Source organism: Rhizobium sp. BIGb0125 (assembly GCF_024810055.1).
GTDB lineage: Bacteria > Pseudomonadota > Alphaproteobacteria > Rhizobiales > Rhizobiaceae > Agrobacterium.
Map to the genome: position 1 here is coordinate 144,160 of NZ_JANUDV010000008.1, position 16,095 is coordinate 160,254.

13 protein-coding genes and 1 riboswitch are annotated in these 16,095 nt (G+C 54.8%); of the genes, 6 read left to right on the top strand and 7 right to left on the bottom strand.

Translation table 11 applies throughout. The features are described 5' to 3' along the window. Nucleotides 1-9: 9 nt before the first annotated feature. A riboswitch (SAM riboswitch) is annotated at nt 10-86 on the top strand. A gap of 100 nt (nt 87-186) precedes the next feature. Then, a complete protein-coding gene (metA, locus tag M2418_RS21575; protein ID WP_250984201.1) occupies nt 187-1,104 on the top strand; it encodes a homoserine O-succinyltransferase in 918 nt (305 codons plus the stop codon). A gap of 74 nt (nt 1,105-1,178) precedes the next feature. Next, nucleotides 1,179-2,201 (top strand): aldose epimerase family protein, encoded by a 1,023-nt coding sequence (locus M2418_RS21580; RefSeq protein WP_259149011.1) that lies wholly within the window; start codon nt 1,179-1,181, stop codon nt 2,199-2,201. 8 nt (nt 2,202-2,209) lie between these two features. Here the strand turns inward: M2418_RS21580 and mtgA are convergent, their stop codons facing one another. Continuing rightward, complete coding sequence (gene mtgA / locus M2418_RS21585; protein ID WP_259149085.1) at nt 2,210-2,893, bottom strand: monofunctional biosynthetic peptidoglycan transglycosylase; 684 nt, start codon at nt 2,891-2,893, stop codon at nt 2,210-2,212. Between the two features lie 200 nt (nt 2,894-3,093). On the opposite strand from mtgA, the gene M2418_RS21590 reads away from it, so the two are divergent. Both M2418_RS21590 and hisC read left to right on the top strand, forming a co-directional pair. After that, nucleotides 3,094-4,008, top strand: a complete 915-nt coding sequence (locus tag M2418_RS21590) for a polyprenyl synthetase family protein (protein WP_259149012.1) — start codon at nt 3,094-3,096, stop codon at nt 4,006-4,008. A gap of 1 nt (nt 4,009) precedes the next feature. Beyond that, a complete protein-coding gene (hisC, locus tag M2418_RS21595) occupies nt 4,010-5,074 on the top strand; it encodes a histidinol-phosphate transaminase (RefSeq protein ID WP_259149013.1) in 1,065 nt (354 codons plus the stop codon). A 55-nt stretch (nt 5,075-5,129) separates the two neighbouring features. On the opposite strand, the gene M2418_RS21600 is transcribed toward hisC, so the two are convergent. Together M2418_RS21600 and ispG are read right to left on the bottom strand one after the other, a co-directional pair. After that, nucleotides 5,130-5,798 (bottom strand): OmpA family protein, encoded by a 669-nt coding sequence (locus M2418_RS21600; protein WP_259149014.1) that lies wholly within the window; start codon nt 5,796-5,798, stop codon nt 5,130-5,132. 68 nt (nt 5,799-5,866) lie between these two features. Further along, entirely contained in the window at nt 5,867-7,117 is a 1,251-nt protein-coding gene (ispG, locus tag M2418_RS21605; protein ID WP_192490512.1) for a flavodoxin-dependent (E)-4-hydroxy-3-methylbut-2-enyl-diphosphate synthase, read from the bottom strand. On the opposite strand from ispG, the gene M2418_RS21610 reads away from it, so the two are divergent. Next, nucleotides 7,104-7,400 carry a hypothetical protein gene (locus M2418_RS21610; RefSeq protein ID WP_259149015.1) on the top strand — a complete coding sequence of 99 codons (297 nt, stop codon included), beginning with the start codon at nt 7,104-7,106 and terminating at the stop codon, nt 7,398-7,400. The two genes, ispG and M2418_RS21610, sit on opposite strands and share 14 nt — an antisense overlap. A 32-nt stretch (nt 7,401-7,432) precedes the next feature. On the opposite strand, the gene M2418_RS21615 is transcribed toward M2418_RS21610, so the two are convergent. The 4 genes from M2418_RS21615 to M2418_RS21630 all read right to left on the bottom strand — a co-directional run bounded on the left by M2418_RS21615 (nt 7,433) and on the right by M2418_RS21630 (nt 13,889). After that, nucleotides 7,433-8,623: an MFS transporter gene (locus tag M2418_RS21615; protein ID WP_259149016.1), complete on the bottom strand. Its 1,191-nt coding sequence runs from the start codon at nt 8,621-8,623 to the stop codon at nt 7,433-7,435. 11 nt (nt 8,624-8,634) lie between these two features. After that, nucleotides 8,635-9,441 carry a DeoR/GlpR family DNA-binding transcription regulator gene (locus M2418_RS21620; protein WP_259149017.1) on the bottom strand — a complete coding sequence of 269 codons (807 nt, stop codon included), beginning with the start codon at nt 9,439-9,441 and terminating at the stop codon, nt 8,635-8,637. A gap of 122 nt (nt 9,442-9,563) precedes the next feature. Next, nucleotides 9,564-13,025: a pyruvate carboxylase gene (gene pyc, locus M2418_RS21625; RefSeq protein WP_259149019.1), complete on the bottom strand. Its 3,462-nt coding sequence runs from the start codon at nt 13,023-13,025 to the stop codon at nt 9,564-9,566. A gap of 126 nt (nt 13,026-13,151) precedes the next feature. Then, nucleotides 13,152-13,889 (bottom strand): LuxR family transcriptional regulator, encoded by a 738-nt coding sequence (locus tag M2418_RS21630; RefSeq protein WP_259149020.1) that lies wholly within the window; start codon nt 13,887-13,889, stop codon nt 13,152-13,154. Between the two features lie 324 nt (nt 13,890-14,213). Here M2418_RS21630 and M2418_RS21635 point away from each other — a divergent pair, with 324 nt between their 5' ends. Then, the gene (locus M2418_RS21635) at nt 14,214-15,974 is read left to right on the top strand and encodes a glucan ABC transporter ATP-binding protein/ permease (RefSeq protein WP_259149021.1); all 1,761 of its coding nucleotides are present in this window, start codon (nt 14,214-14,216) and stop codon (nt 15,972-15,974) included. Nucleotides 15,975-16,095: the final 121 nt, after the last annotated feature.

The following is a 16,095-nucleotide window of genomic DNA, read 5'->3' on the forward strand; positions in this document are numbered from 1 at the left end:
GGGATTATGTAATCTTCTAGTGGTGATTTGCCGACCGGCTTGCAGCCACTTTAAAGAAGTTGCTAAAGGGTCGAGGAAACGTGGATTTTCCAAGAACCGGTTGCGATTTCGTTGCCGGTTTTTTTGTTTTGTGCGGTTTGTCCGGGCTGTCTGCCTTGGTTACCCGCCGGATGAGAGTGTTCTAATATGCCCATCAAAATACCCGATACGCTGCCTGCTTTTGAAACCCTCATCAATGAGGGTGTGCGGGTGATGACCGAAACGGCGGCTGTTCGTCAGGATATCCGCCCGTTGCAGATCGGGCTTTTGAACCTCATGCCGAACAAGATCAAAACTGAAATCCAGATGGCGCGCCTAGTCGGCGCATCCCCTTTGCAGGTCGAGTTTTCGCTGGTGCGTATTGGCGGACACCGTGCCAAGAACACCTCTGAAGAGCATCTCTTGTCGTTCTATGAGACCTGGGAAGAGGTCAAGCATCGCAAGTTTGACGGTTTCATCATTACCGGCGCACCGGTCGAGACCATTGCTTACGAGGATGTGACCTACTGGGACGAGATGCAGAAGATTTTTGAGTGGACGCAGACCAATGTCCATTCAACCCTGAACGTCTGCTGGGGCGCGATGGCGGCCATCTACCATTTCCATGGCGTGCCAAAACATCCGCTCAAGGAAAAGGCGTTTGGTGTTTATCGTCACCGCAATCTTTGCCCGTCGTCCATCTATCTGAACGGTTTTTCCGACGATTTCCAGGTGCCGGTTTCACGCTGGACCGAAGTCCGTCGCGAGGACATTGAAAAGCATCCCGAGCTTGAAATCCTGATGGAGTCGGAGGAGATGGGTGTCTGCCTGGTGCATGAAAAGAAGGGCAACCGTCTCTACATGTTCAACCATGTGGAATATGATTCCACATCGCTTTCCGATGAGTATTTCCGGGATGTGAATGCCGGTATACCGATCAAGGTGCCGCATAACTACTTCCCGCACAATGATCCTGATATCACCCCGCAGAACCGTTGGCGCAGCCATGCCCATCTGTTTTTCGGCAACTGGATCAATGAAATCTATCAGACGACCTATTACGATCTGAACGAAATCGGAAAGTGAAATTTGCTGATTGCGAAGCGACGGGAAATGACGCAACGTCTGGCCCGTAATTCTTGCAAACGGAGGTCGATATAATGACGAATGGTGCCGCACGGGAAAACTTCGGCGTAACGCCCACCGGCGAAAAAGTGGAGCGCGTCACTATTTCGGCAGGCGGTTTGACCGCCAATATTATCACCTGGGGCGCAGTCATTCAGGATCTGCGCCTCGATGGCCATCAGCCACCGTTGGTTCTCGGCTTTGATAAGTTTGAGGACTATCCGCAATATTCCTCTTATTTCGGTGCAACGCCCGGCCGTAACTCCAACCGTATCGATAGCGGGCGTTTCTCGATTGACGGCAAAGAATACCAGCTTGAACTGAACGAAAAAGGCGTCACCCATATCCATGGCGGCAGTGATGGTATCGGTAAAAGCAACTGGCTGATCATGGAACATGGCCCAAGCCACGTCGTGCTGCAGATCATTGATCCCGATGGCCGTGCCGGTTATCCCGGCAATTGCACGGTAAACGTGACCTACACAATCCGTGAAGGTGGTGTGCTTTCGGTTCTCTATGAGACAACCACTGACCAGCCAACAATCGCCAATATCTGCCAGCATTCCTATTTCAATCTGGATGGTGCAGACACTGCACTCGATCACGAGATCATGATTGCGGCTCACCACTATCTACCGACGGATGAACGGCAGATCCCGACCGGTGAAATTCGTGCTGTTGAAGGCACTGCATTTGACCTGCGCTCATCCACGCCGATGAAGCGTGAGGACAATGGCGAGCAGGTTCTGTACGATCATAATTTCTGCCTGTCGCCTGAGCGCCGCGAAAAGCGCAAGGTGGCACGGGTGTTTGCACCTGCTTCCGGCGTTGCACTTGAGGTGCACACCACGGAGCCGGGCGTGCAGTTCTATTCCGGCTTCAAGCTCAACACAGCCGTTCCCGGTCTCGATGGCCGTCATTACGGTGCCTTTGCTGGCTTCTGCCTTGAAACACAGATTTGGCCGGATGCCGTGAATCATCCCGATTTTCCGAACGGCATCTTGCGTCCAGGCGAGATTCTGCGTCAGGAAACCGATTATATCTTCACGCGCGGCTGATCAGCCAGTCAATCGAGAACACATCCGACATAGCCGCCGGATGCACGGGCGCGGCGCTCATTGAGCGTCGCCAGCCGCTGCGTGCCACGTCCCGGTTTGGAGGCTACACGTTCGATTGGGTTCGGCAGGCTGACGGCCAGAAGTGCCGCCTGTCTGGTGCTGAGCTTGGAGGCTGATGTCTTGAAGTGATAACGGGCCGCCGCTTCGATGCCGTAAATACCCGGTCCCCATTCGGCGACGTTCAGATATATTTCCATCATCCGCCGTTTCGACCAGACGAAGTCGGCGGTCATGGCCAATGGAATTTCCAGAATTTTACGAACGAAGAAACGACCATTCCACAAGAACAGGTTCTTTGCGGTCTGCATGGGAATAGTGCTGGCACCACGCGTGGTATCACCCTGCAATGTGCCCTCGATCACTCCGCTCATCTGCTTCCAGTCAACACCGCCATGGAAACAGAACTGGCCGTCCTCCGACATCATGACGGACCGAACGACATTTGGTGAGATGTCATCGATCGATACCCATTGCCGGTCATAGCCCTGTAACGTCACCAGATCGGCAAGCATCAGCGTAGAGACCGGTCGCATGAATGGCAGTGCGTAAACCAGAATGAGAAAATAGGGCAGGGCAAGGAAGATTAAGATCGCCATGATCAGACGCTGCCTGAGACTGCTTCCCTTCAGCATGGATGTATCCTGCGCATCGTCATCCTGCGACAGTACAACGTCATCATTCTGGTTTTCAGGTGCGACTGCCAATCTTTCAAACCTGTGCCTTTTTGTTCGCCGAACCGTTTCACATTGGCAAGATGCGATCAAGCCTTGCAGATGCTGCAAAAAGCCTGATTTTCATTGCCTGTGTTAACTTCTCATGGCAAAGAGCGCCCATGAAGCCAGAAACAACCTTATTCGAACGCGCATTGCGTGAAAACGCGCAGCAGGTGGAAAATCTGCTGGATAACGTTCTTTCCCCAGCCCATCGCAGCGATGAAATCACCAGACCGGACAACCTGCTGGAAGCGATGCGTTATGGCGTACTGAATGGTGGCAAACGTTTGCGGCCGTTTCTGGTGATCGAGAGCAGCAAGATGCTGGGTGGCAACGCGCTGGCGGCCTTGCGTGTCGGCTCGGCGCTGGAATGCCTGCATTGCTATTCTCTTGTCCATGACGACCTTCCGGCGATGGATGATGATGATCTGCGCCGCGGACAGCCAACCGTGCATCGCAAGTTTGATGAGGCGACCGCCATTCTGGCTGGCGACAGCCTGCTGACAATCGCATTCGACATTATTGCAGCACCAGAAACTCCGCTGCCGGACGCTTCCAAAACGGCTCTTGTACTGGCGCTTGCACGAGCAGCCGGTATCGGTGGCATGGCCGGTGGGCAGGCGTTTGATCTGGCGGCTGAAAAACAGGCGCCGGACGAGCAGGGTATCATCACCCTGCAGGCCATGAAAACCGGAGCATTGTTGCGTTTTGCCTGTGAGGCCGGTGCGATCATTACTGGCGCTGATGCCGAGACGCGTCAGCGGCTCAGAACCTTCGGCGAGCGCGTTGGACTTGCGTTCCAGTTGGCTGACGATCTTCTTGACCTGACGGCCGATGCCGCAACCATGGGCAAGGCAACTGGCAAGGACGCGGCACGTGGCAAGGGTACATTGGTTGCTCTGCGTGGGCAGGCGTGGGCTGAACAGCGTCTGGGTGAACTGGTTGATGAGGCCTCACAGCTTCTGGAGCCTTACGGCGAACGTGCCGATATTCTAACCGCGGCGGCGCGGTTTATCGCGGAAAGAAAGAGTTGAGATGAGCAAATTCTGGTCTCCTATTGTTGCATCGCTTCATCCGTATGTGGCGGGAGAGCAGCCAGCCATCGCCAATCTGGTCAAACTCAACACCAATGAAAACCCGTGGGGGCCTTCTCCGCGTGTCGTGGAAGCCATCAAGGATGCTGCGACGGATGATTTGCGGCTCTATCCTGATCCTTCAGCCAAAAAGCTGAGAGAGACGATTGCCGCCTATCATGGTGTGTCGCCGGATGAAGTTTTTGTCGGCAACGGCTCGGATGAGGTTCTGGCATTTATCTTTGCAGGCCTTCTGAAACATGACAAGCCGCTGCTTTACCCTGACATCACCTACAGCTTTTATCCGACCTACAGCCGGTTTTTCGACGTTAAAACCACAACCGTGCCGCTGGACGACAACTTCCAGATCCGTCTGGAGGATTACGAAGGTGAATGTGGTGCGATCATTCTGCCAAACCCCAATGCGCCGACCGGTATCGGATTGCCGCTTGCCGATATCAAAAAACTGGTCAGCGCCCATGCCGATCAGGTGGTGGCGATTGACGAAGCCTATATTGATTTTGGCGGTGAAACGGCCGTTCCGCTTGTCCGCGACCATGACAATCTGATCGTTATCAGGACCTTTTCCAAGTCTCGTTCGCTGGCTGGGATGCGGGTCGGTTATGCAATTGCGCAGCGCCCGCTTATCGACGCATTGGAACGCTTGAAAGACAGCTTCAATTCCTATCCGCTCGACCGGCTGGCGCAGGTCGCGGCTGTTGCCTCGATCGAGGACGATGTCTGGTTCATGGACCACCGCCAGAAGCTGATCGACAATCGCCAGGGGCTGGAACAGGCACTGCGCGAACGTGGTTTTGATATTTTGCCATCGCAGGCCAATTTCATCTTTGCCCGCAAGGATGGATGGGCGGGCAAGGCACTTGCTCTTGCTTTGCGTGAACGTGCCGTTTTGGTGCGCCATTTCGACAAGCCACGTATTTCGGATTTCCTGCGTATTTCCATTGGCACGCAAGAGCAGTGCCAGGCACTGATCACGGCGCTGGATCAGGTTTTTGCATCTGTCTGACACAAAAAACGCCGCATAAAGCGGCGTTTTTCAATTAGTTTGTATGTGAATTCTATCAACTCTGGGTGAGCGGAGAGATCAGCACTTCAACGCGGCGGTTCTGCGCGCGGCCTTCTGGCGATGCATTCGATGCCACCGGCTGCGACGGGCCGTAACCCAGTGTCGAAATGCGGCGCTGGTCTACGCCACGCGCGCCGATGTAGTTGGCGACAGACGCGGCACGGCGCTCAGACAGACCCTGGTTATGGGCAAGGCTACCGGTGGAATCGGTATGGCCATTGATATCGATCAGCGTGCGGTTGAACTTGTTCAGAACAATGGCGACCGAGTTCAGTGTGTCGTAGAACGGTGGGATCACCTGATCTTGATCGGTTGCGAAAGTGATGTTGGATGGCATATTGAGAACGATGCTGTCACCACGACGGGTCACTGAAACGCCGGTGCCCTGAAGCTGCTGACGCAGTTCTGCCTCCTGGTTGTCCATGTAGTTGCCGACCATACCGCCAGCCAGCGCGCCAATACCTGCGCCCAGCAGGATGGCATTACGGCCGGACTTGCCAGATCCGCCGCCCACAGCCAGACCGCCAAGCGCACCTGCAACAGCACCGATACCGGCGCCGCCTGCCATGTTGGACATCTTCTGTTCGCCAGTATAGGGGTCCGTCGTGGTGCAGGCTGAAAGGAATGTTGCGGCAAGCGCAAGGATTGCAAACTTTTTGATCATCGAATCATGGCTCCTTGATTGATGGACCTGAAATACCACGAATCGGGCAAAATCCCGGCGGGTGTTGATTATTCTGCTGCGTGTTTGTGTCCAAACCGCTTTTCAATGTAGTCGATGACCAGCGCTTCGAAATCTGCTGCAATATCTGGACCACGCAAGGTCAGGGCTTTCTGACCATCAATGAAGACCGGAGCGGCCGGAGTTTCACCGGTGCCGGGCAAGGAAATACCGATATCGGCATGTTTGCTTTCGCCCGGGCCGTTGACGATGCAGCCCATGACCGCAACGTTGAGACCCTCGACGCCGGGATATTTTTCCTTCCAGATCGGCATGTTTTTTCGGATGTCGTTCTGGATGTTTTGCGCCAGTTCCTGGAACACCGTCGAGGTCGTGCGACCACAGCCAGGACACGCCGCAACAACAGGAATGAACTGACGGAAGCCCATGACCTGCAGGAGTTCCTGCGCAACCTGCACTTCACGGGTACGGTCGCCATTGGGTTCCGGCGTCAGAGAAACGCGGATCGTGTCACCAATGCCGTGTTGCAGCACATAACCCATGGCCGCAGACGAGGCGACAATGCCCTTGGAGCCCATGCCCGCTTCGGTCAGGCCGAGATGCAGGGCGTGGTCAGAACGCTCTGACAGCATGGAGTAGACGGCAATCAGGTCCTGCACTTGACTGACCTTGGCCGACAGGATGATGCGATTGCGTGGCAAGCCAATATCTTCGGCCAGCTCGGCGGAAATCAATGCCGATTGAACGATGGCTTCGCGGGTGACCTGACGGGCAGACAGAGGAAAACCTTCAGCCTGGTTCTTGTCCATCAATGTGGTCAGCAGTTCCTGATCGAGAGACCCCCAGTTGACGCCGATTCGAACCGGCTTGTCATAACGGATCGCCATTTCGACGATATCGCCGAACTGCTTGTCCTTTTTGTCTTTGAAGCCGACATTGCCGGGATTGATGCGGTATTTCGCAAGCGCCTCTGCACAGGCGGGATGATCCGCCAGCAGTTTGTGGCCAATGTAATGGAAGTCGCCAACCAGCGGTACATCAAGACCAAGGCGCAACAGCCGGTCGCGTACTTTCGGTACAGCGGCAGCGCTTTCATCACGGTCAACGGTGATGCGAACGATTTCAGAGCCAGCGCGATAAAGCGCGGCAACCTGCGCAACAGTTGCGTCAATGTCGGCCGTATCGGTGTTGGTCATCGACTGCACAACAACAGGCGCTCCGCCACCGACGATGACGCCCCCCACATCGACGGCAACCGAGGCACGGCGTGGCTTGGGATCAAAATCAGTGGGTGATGACATCGTTATCTCTACGCTCGCGACAAATGCGCCTATTCAGGTGGATCAAGGCGCGTGCCTTGTCAATATTATACCTATCACGTTTTGCTTTGAGTGGCATTACCTGCCGCCAGGAAGTGCTGATTTGTCGCCTATTTCAGGCGCTTTGATGATCATTGTCAGGAATTATCATCAATCACAAAAAATGAAATACATAAAGGCTGCAGATTTTCCTGCGCTGCAATCTTTGATTGAGGTCATGAAAAAAAAAGGCGTCTTAAACGGTGTCGATATGTCCGCCAGTTGATGTGGCGGACATTTTTTTGCGGTTGAAACCGGTCAGTGGCCGCTGGCACCATCTGCGTGGCGGGCCAGCCTTGAGAGAAGCAGTACGATAACGTGCAGTACCGGCAGGCCGATGAATACTGTTCCAAGCCCGATATGCTCGGCAATGAAGCCGATGGCAGACGGAGCAACCAGAATACCGGAATACCCCATGGTCGTGACAACCGAGAGGCCAATTCCCGGTGCGAGGCCGGGCATGTTGCCAGCCGCCGAGAAGGCAATTGGCACCATGTTGGAAATACCGATGCCGGCGATGGCAAAGCCGGTGATAGCGATAACCGGGTTGGTGGCGACGCCAGCAATCAACAGGCCGATAATCGAGATCACCGAGCAGACACGCAAGGTGTTTACGGCACCGAACCGGTCACGCACCAGATCGCCGGCGAAACGCATGATGGCCATTGTCATGGAGAATGCGGCGAAGGCAAAACCCGAGGCGGTGACCGAAGCGCCAAGTTCATTGCGCAGATAAAGTGCACCCCAGTCAAGGATCGCACCTTCCGGCACCATGGAAAACAGCGCCATGATACCAATGATCCAAGGTAGTGGTGTCATCGGCAAGCGAAGCTTTTCGTGGTGTTGTTCAGGATGCGGAGGATCGGCAAGAACACGTGGCCATGCGATTGTCAGCAGGATTGCGGCGACCACCGTCAGGGTTATAGCATGGCCATAAACGCCGATCTGTTTGATGAGCAAGCCGCCAAGACCAGCACCGAGCAAGCCGCCAAGGCTCCAGAAGGCATGGCAAGACGACATGATCGAGCGGCGCATGCTGCGCTCTGTTGCGACAGCGTTGGCATTCATCGCCACGTCCATGGCGCCCGTAAGACCACCGAACAACACCACTGCAGCCACACCGCTCCAGACGTTGTTGGTGAGAGTGATCAGCAGAAGGGTCGGCAGAAACGCAACGGCGGCTGTCAGTGACACTTTTCTGGAGCCGTAACGGGCGATTTTTGCGCCTGCCACTGGCATCATCAGCAGTGATCCGACGCCGAACATCAAGATGACAAGACCGAGCTGGCTTTCACTCAAGGAAAGCCGGTGGGCAAATTCCGGGATCATTGGTGCCCAGGAACCCATCATGAAACCGTTCATCAGGAACAGCAGAGAAATGGCCAGTCGGGTTCTCGTCATATAGGGCGTGCGGACGGGCAAGGTGGTGTTCATGGCAGAGCCAGACATCGGAGTTATCCTCAGGAATTGGGGATTACGGGTTGTAATGAAGCGGATGCGGCCAAGTGAATTTCAATGCCGCGAGCGATCAACGCATCGCTGAAGACCGGATTTGCCTGATGTTCGAGAATGAGCGACAGCGGATCACCGAGATCACACACATTGAAGGCGGCCTTGTGGCCAAGTTTTTCACGGGTAATGGCGGCCAATATTTTTGCACTTGCCTGGCATGCCAAGCGCTTGAAAACCGCATCCTCGTAAATGTCTGCAGCAAGGCCATGTTCCAGAGTCACGCCGCAGGCGCCGAGAATACACAGATCAGGACGTACCTGTTCCAGCTGCCGCAGGGCCGTGGCGTCAATGGAGGCGCCGACATTGGCGTCGACCTTGCCGCCAATCACAATAAGATCAACACCAGATTTACTGGCAAGTTCTGCGGCAATGATGGGTGTGTTGGTAATTGCCGTCAGACGCAAATCCTGCGGTATCTGACGTGCGACCGCGAGATTTGTCGAGCCGGCATCGATAAAGACAACCATCCCCTCGCTGAGCAGGGAGACGACCGTTTGTGCGAGAAGCGCTTTGCGATCGGTTTTTTCGGTCAGCCGTGTCTGCAGTGGCGTGGTGATACCCGTTGTCTTTAACGCACCGCCATAAACGCGTTCGCATTCACCGCGGGCGGCCATCTCACGCAGGTCACGGCGGATGGTGTCCTCCGAGGTGCTGAAGGTCTGGGCGAGTTCCTGCGCAATGACACGACCTTTCGTCTCGAGTTCCGAGAGAATGAAGGCCTGTCTTTCGCTTACAAAATGCTCTGTTTTGGACATTGATTATCAATCGTGAATAAACGTGCAAAAACACGCATAAATCGATTGAGTTAAAACAGCAAGAACAAAAATGCCCGCTTTTCAGCGGGCATGATGTTGAAGCGTCATGAGTGGCAATTCTGTTACTCGCCGTAGATGACCAGCAGGTCCTTGGCGTCGATCTGATCGCCTGCGCGCACCAGAACTTCAGCGATTGTGCCGTCCTTTTCTGCGTGCAGTGCTGTTTCCATCTTCATGGCTTCGATTGACAGCAATACATCACCGGCCTTGATCGTCTGGCCCTGGTTGACGAAGACGCGAGAGATGACGCCTGGCATTGGTGCGCCCAGATGTGCGCCATTGGCTGGCTCGGCCTTGCGACGGACAGCAGAGCCGGATGCGCCATGGGCACGATCTGGCACCTTGATGCGGCGTGGCTGACCGTTGATTTCGAAGAACACGGTGACCATGCCCTTGTCGTCGGTGCCGCTCATCGCCTGATTGACGATAACCAATGTCTTGCCGCGTTCGATATCGGCAAACAGTTCCTCGCCATCTGCCATGCCGTAGAAATAGGCGTGGGTGGGAAGAACTGAAACAGGCCCATATTGCTCGGATGCCAAAGCAAAGTCCGTAAACACCTTCGGATACATCAGATAGGATGCGAATTCGAAGTCATTGACGGTGCGACCGATCTTCGCGTCGATGGTTTTGCGTTCTGCATCCAGATCAGCATCTTCCAGCAGTGAACCGGGACGTACCGTGTAGGGCTTGTCGCCCTTCAGAGCCTTTTTCTGCAGGCCTTCCGGCCAGCCGCCTGGTGATTGTCCGAGATCGCCCTTCAGCATGGAGACAACAGATTCAGGGAACGCGATATCCTTGTCAGGGTTTTCGACATCCGCAACCGTTAGATCCTGGCTGACCATCATCAAGGCCATATCACCGACAACCTTGGACGAAGGCGTTACCTTGACGATGTCACCGAACATGCGGTTGGCGTCAGCATAAGCCTGCGCCACTTCGTGCCAGCGGCTTTCAAGGCCAAGCGAACGGGCCTGTTCCTTGAGATTTGTGAACTGTCCACCGGGCATTTCGTGCAGGTAGACTTCGGAAGCTGGTCCCTTAAGGTCGCTTTCAAAGGCTGCGTACTGGCCGCGTACCGCTTCCCAATAGAAGGAAATACGTCTGATCCATTCCGGATCAAGGCCGGTATCACGCTCGGTGCCGGAGAGGGCTTCGACAATTGAACCCAGGCAAGGCTGGGATGTGTTGCCGGAAAGCGCATCCATGGCTGCATCCACCGCGTCCACACCTGCATCGACAGCGGCAAGAACGGTCGCAGCCGAAATGCCTGACGTGTCATGGGTATGGAAGTGAATTGGCAGGGATGTTGCTTCACGCAGCGCGGTAAACAGAACCTTTGCGGCTGCTGGCTTCAGCAGGCCGGCCATGTCCTTGACGGCGATAATATGGGCGCCAGCCTTTTCGAGTTCGCCTGCAAGGTTGGTATAATATTTCAGGTCATATTTCGGGCGCGCCGAATTCAGGATATCGCCCGTGTAGCAGATGGTTGCTTCACACAGCTTGTTTTCTTCGGCTATGGCATCCATCGAGACGCGCATGTTCTCAACCCAGTTGAGGCAGTCGAACACACGGAACAGGTCTACGCCACCCTTGGCAGCCTGACGCACGAAATATTTGACGACATTGTCCGGGTAATTCTTGTAACCAACGCCATTGGCACCGCGCAGCAGCATTTGAAGCAAGAGGTTCGGTGCGCCCTCACGGATCAGCGACAGGCGTTCCCAAGGATCTTCCGTCAGGAAGCGCATCGATACGTCAAATGTCGCGCCGCCCCAGCATTCCAGAGACAGCAGTTGCGGCAGTGCCTTGGCGTAAACATTGGCAACGCTGGCAATGTCATGGGTGCGCACACGGGTGGCCAGCAGCGACTGGTGGCCATCGCGCATGGTGGTGTCAGTGACGAGAACGCGCTTTTCATTGCGCATCCACTCGGCAAAACCTTTCGGCCCTAGCTTGTCCAGCAGTTGCTTCGTGCCGTCGGGAATGGCCTTGTCGATGTAAGGTACAATCGGCTTGGCAGCTTTGTCCGATGGTGTGGCGCGACCCTTGGTTTCCGGGTGGCCGTTGACGGTCACATCAGCCAGATAGGTCAACAGTTTGGTGGCACGGTCCTGCCGTTTGACCTGTTGGAACAGCTCTGGTGTCGAGTCGATGAAACGTGTCGTGTAGGTGTTGTTGCGGAACTTTTCATGGCCGATGATGGCTTCAAGGAAGGTCAGGTTGGTTGCAACGCCGCGAATACGGAACTCGCGCAGCGCGCGGTCCATGCGGCTGATGGCTTCCTGTGGTGTTCCGCCTGATGCTGTTACCTTGACCAGCAGCGGGTCGTAATAACGGGTGATGATAGCGCCGGTGTAAGCCGTGCCGCCATCCAGACGAATGCCGAAGCCGGCTGCCGAACGATAGGCGGTGATACGGCCGTAGTCAGGAATGAAGTTGTGTTCCGGATCTTCGGTGGTGATACGGCACTGCAGTGCGTGACCATTGAGACGAATGTCAGCCTGCTTTGGTACGCCCGATTCGGGCGTGCCGATCGCTTCACCTTCGAGAATATGAATCTGCGCCTTGACGATATCGATACCGGTCACAACTTCGGTAACCGTGTGTTCCACCTGAATGCGCGGGTTAACTTCGATGAAGTAGAATTTTCCGGTGTCGGAATCCATCAGGTACTCGACGGTGCCCGCGCCGATGTAATTGGTGGCAGCGGCAATTTTCAGCGAGTAATTGGCCAGTTCCTGACGCTGTTCTTCCGAAAGGTAAGGAGCAGGAGCGCGCTCGACGACTTTCTGGTTACGGCGCTGAATGGAGCAATCACGCTCAAATAGATGCACGACATTGCCGTGTGTATCGCCAAGCACCTGGCTTTCAACGTGGCGTGCACGCTCGACCAGCTTCTCCAGGTAAACTTCGTCCTTGCCAAAGGCAGCCTTGGCTTCGCGCTTGGCTTCCATAACCTCACGCGCCAGATCTTCCTTTTTGCGGATGGCGCGCATGCCGCGTCCGCCCCCGCCCCAGGAGGCTTTCAGCATTACTGGATAACCGATCTGTTCGGCCATACGCTCGACCTCGGCCATGTCTTCAGGCAGCGGGTCGGTTGCCGGTACGACGGGAACGCCAACCGAAATTGCCAGATTACGGGCCGCTACTTTGTTGCCAAGCTGGCGCATCGTGTCGGCGGTAGGACCGATAAAAACGACACCTGCAACGTTACAGGCCTCTACAAACTCTGGACTTTCGGACAGGAGGCCATAACCTGGATGGATGGCATCGGCGCCGGAAAGTTTGGCAACGCGAATGATTTCCTCAATCGACAGGTAGCTTTCGATTGGTCCCATGTCCTTGGCCAGATGCGGGCCGCGACCAACCTGATAGCTTTCATCCGCCTTGAACCTGTGCAGCGAAAGTTTGTCTTCCTCAGCCCAGATCGCCACCGTTTTTATTCCCAACTCGTTGGCTGCACGGAATACACGGATCGCTATCTCGGATCGGTTCGCTACAAGAATTTTCGATATCTTCAAGACGGTCTCCCAAAATCGTCGCGGATGCATATATGTTGCAGCGCGAAATTAAGCAGCAAAACCCTGTCTTGGGAAGGGCTATTCAGCGCCAAAGCGTTCGCTCGACGGAAGACCAATCGGTTGAGATCAGGAAATAAGTCCGTAGCGGAATGCCAGAGCGATGGCATGTTGGCGATTGCGGGCATGGAGCTTCCGCTGAATGCCGTTGATATACCAGTCGACGGTATGGCTGGAGATCGACAACTCTTTGCCCATTTCTGGGGACGTCATGCCCTTTGACAGCAGAATCAGAATATCCATCTCTCTCTGGGTGAGACGAATTTCCGGTGGCAGCGGCATGTCCAGCGTTGCAGCATCGTCCTGTGACAGTTCCAGAAGGCGCCAGAAGGTGGCGCGGGTAGCGGCATCAAAAAGTGCCAATTCCGAAGGTGCCATGTCGCCCGGTTCGCCTGCAATCCAGACGCTGCCCAACAAGCCGCCACGGCCGTGGATCGGGAAGACATATCCGTCGGTCATGCCGTAACGGGCACTATCTTGAAACAATCTGGCAATACGCTTGCGATATGCGGTTGGCTTGAACGGGCCAACGCTATTCTGCCATCTGAACGGACGATGGGAAGAGGCCAGCATTTTGCGTGTCGGATCGATCAGCGGGTATTTGCGGCTGTGATAATAATCGCGCCAGCCCTCAGGCAATTTTTCGCCGAGAGGAGTGCCAAGATCGTCCACATCGTCCTGCGAACGCTTGAAAAATATGAAAAACTTGAAGTTATACTGTTCCAGAAGGCGTCCGAAACCAGTCAGAAGTTCTTCTCTCGTGTCGGCTTCCGAGCAGATGAAAAGAAACTCATTTATATGACGCATGACGATGCACGTCCCGAAATTGGCATAAATCCTACATAACTATGGACCCGAACCGTTTTTTGGTGACGTCATGTTACGCAGGTTAGACCGCGGTCAGGTTTCACCCCATTTGGTTATCAATACCTAAAACACAACGGCTAAATCTTGCCATGCTCTCCAGGAAATACAAACCATTGAACCATCAAATGCTATGAGTTGTGCGGTTTATTTGATAGTTCAGCACAGGGACTTTTTTTGAACTTCGCGTGCGATTTGCGCGTGCACCCGAAGGCGAAAAATGAATACCGGAGTTTGAAGCCGGCTTCATGAGGATTGGATACGAAATTGACACTGTTTCAGGTTTACGCAAGAGCCCTTCGTTATCTCGCAGAAAACCGTTTGCGCGTCGGGATCGTTGTGATCGCCAACGTCATCCTGGCGGCAATCAGCATTGCCGAGCCTATTCTGTTCGGTCGCATTATTGATGCGATTTCGAGCGGCAGTGATGCAACCGGCATCCTGATGATCTGGGCGGCCTTTGGTGTTTTCAACACCATTGCCTATGTGCTTGTGGCGCGTGAGGCCGATCGGCTGGCGCATGGACGGCGCGCTACCCTGCTGACAGAAGCCTTCGGGCGCATCATTTCCATGCCGCTTTCCTGGCACCAGCAACGTGGTACTTCCAATGCGCTGCACACGCTTCTGCGCGCCAGTGAAACCCTGTTTGGCCTGTGGCTGGAATTCATGCGCACGCACCTGGCAACGGCCGTTGCCCTTCTGCTGCTTATCCCGACAGCCATTTCCATGGATCTGCGTCTTAGCTTCGTGCTGATTGCGCTGGGTGTGGTTTACTGGATCATCGGCAGAATGGTCATGCAGCGGACCAAGAATGGTCAGGCTGCTGTGGAAAAACACTACCACACGGTTTTTTCGCATGTCAGCGATTCGATCAGCAACGTCTCCGTGCTGCACAGCTATAACCGGATTGAAGCAGAGACAAAGGCACTGAAGGGCTTTACCGAGCGCCTGTTGAGCGCACAGTATCCTGTTCTAGACTGGTGGGCGCTGGCCAGTGCGTTGAACCGCACGGCATCCACCGTATCGATGATGATTATTCTGATTATCGGTACACTTCTGGTTCGCAGCGGCGAACTGCGCGTTGGGGATGTCATTGCCTTTATCGGTTTTGCCAACCTTCTGATTGGTCGTCTTGATCAAATGCGTGCCTTTGCGACACAGATTTTCGAAGCCCGCTCCAAGCTCGAAGACTTCTTCACGCTGGAAGACAGCGTGAAGGACCGTGAAGAACCACTGGATGCCAAGGATCTTGGCCATGCGGCAGGCACGGTGGAATTCCGCGATGTGTCCTTTGATTTTGTCAATACCACGCAGGGCGTTCGCAACGTCTCATTTATTGCGCAAGCGGGGCAGACAATTGCCATTGTCGGGCCAACCGGTGCCGGTAAAACCACGCTCATCAACCTGTTGCAGCGTGTATATGATCCCGGTCAGGGCAAAATCCTCATCGATAATATCGACATCTCGACGGTGACGCGCAAATCCTTGCGCAACAACATTGCCACTGTGTTCCAGGATGCCGGTCTTCTCAACCGCAGTATCCGTGACAATATTGGTCTTGGCCGCATGGATGCAACGGATGCCGAGATTGCTGAAGCTGCGACAGCGGCTGCGGCGACCGATTTTATCGTTGGTCGTTTGGAGGGATATGACACCCATGTTGGTGAGCGCGGTAACCGTCTGTCGGGTGGTGAACGCCAACGTGTTGCGATCGCACGGGCCATCTTGAAGAATGCGCCTATTCTGGTTCTTGACGAGGCGACCAGTGCGCTTGACGTTGAAACAGAAGCTCGCGTCAAGGCGGCAGTCGATACGCTGCGCAAGAACCGCACCACCTTCATTATTGCCCACCGTCTTTCGACCGTGCGGGACGCTGACCTCGTGCTGTTCCTGGATCACGGACGCATCATTGAAATGGGTACGTTTGATGAGCTGAGTGCCCGTGACGGCCGCTTTGCATCGCTTCTGCGCACCAGTGGCATCCTGGCGGAAGAAGGCAATCGCCAAACGGCTCCTGCCTTGACCTGATGGGTTGAACCTCAGTCATCTGTCGATTGTCATTAATCTGAAAACCTCCGTTTGCGAACGGAGGTTTTTTTGTGCCGTCCATCATAGGCTGTCTGGTCGGCCAGAACCTTCGTATTGCTGG